This window comes from Streptomyces sp. HD, from assembly GCF_028369295.1.
In the GTDB taxonomy this organism is placed as follows: domain Bacteria; phylum Actinomycetota; class Actinomycetes; order Streptomycetales; family Streptomycetaceae; genus Streptomyces.
The window spans coordinates 1-954 of record NZ_JAQMYP010000157.1 but is presented as its reverse complement, the minus strand read 5'-3'; the positions used below and the strand labels follow the sequence as shown (position 1 = coordinate 954).

The following is a 954-nucleotide window of genomic DNA, read 5'->3' as shown; positions in this document are numbered from 1 at the left end:
AAAACGACCCACATCGTCGAGGAAGGCACCTACGTCCACGTAACTCGTGCCCCGCCGTTCGGAGTCGGGGTCGTACAGGGCAGTGAGGTCCCAGCCTCGGTCGGCCGGGAACGCGCGCACCGCGTCCCCGCCCTCCGACAGCAGTCGCCACAGACCCTCTGGGTCCTGCACACCACCCGGGAACCGGCACGCCATCCCGACGATCACCACCGGATCGTCCTCCACACCGGCACCCGCAGGGCCCACCACCACGGGCTCCGCCCCGGCCACGTCACCCAGCAACTGCTCCCGCAGATACCGCGCCAACGACACCGGCGTCGGATAGTCGAACACCACCGTCGCGGCGAGTGCGACGCCGGTCGCCATGGCGAGAGTGCCACGGAGTTCGACCGCGGTGAGGGAGTCGACGCCCAGGTCGCGGAAGGCTCGTTCGGCCGGTACGGCGGACGCGCCGGCGTAGCCGAGGACGCCCGCCGCGCACAGGCGGACCACTTCGAGGAGGACGCGTTCCTGTTCGGCGAGGGTGAGTCCGGTGAGCTGGTCACGCAGGCCGGAGCCGTCGCCGCGGCCGAAACGCTCGGAGGCGGCTCCGGCGCCTTCGACGGCCGCGCGCGCCTCGGGCAGCGACTCGATCAGCGGGCTCGGACGGGTCATGGTGAAGGGCGGTGCGAATTCGCCCCAGTGGATGTCCGAGACCATGACGGCCGGCCGGGCTGAGCCGACGGCGCGTTGCAGGGCCAGTACGCCGAGAGCGGGCTGGAGCGGCAGGACGCCGCCGCGATGCATGCGCCAGGCCACGACTTCTTCGTCGGCCATGCCGCCGTCGGCCCAGGGACCCCACGCGATCGAGGTGGCGGGCAGCCCCGCCGCCCGGCGCCGCTCGGCCAGAGCGTCCAGGAAGGCGTTGGCCGCCGCGTAGTTGCCCTGGCCGGAGGTGCCGAGGGTGCCGGAGAC

1 protein-coding gene is annotated in these 954 nt (G+C 72.7%); it reads right to left on the bottom strand.

What is annotated here, in order from left to right; all coding sequences use genetic code 11:
- The coding region (locus POF73_RS45775; protein WP_272125473.1) for a beta-ketoacyl reductase at positions 1-954 on the bottom strand (954 nt) is incomplete at both ends.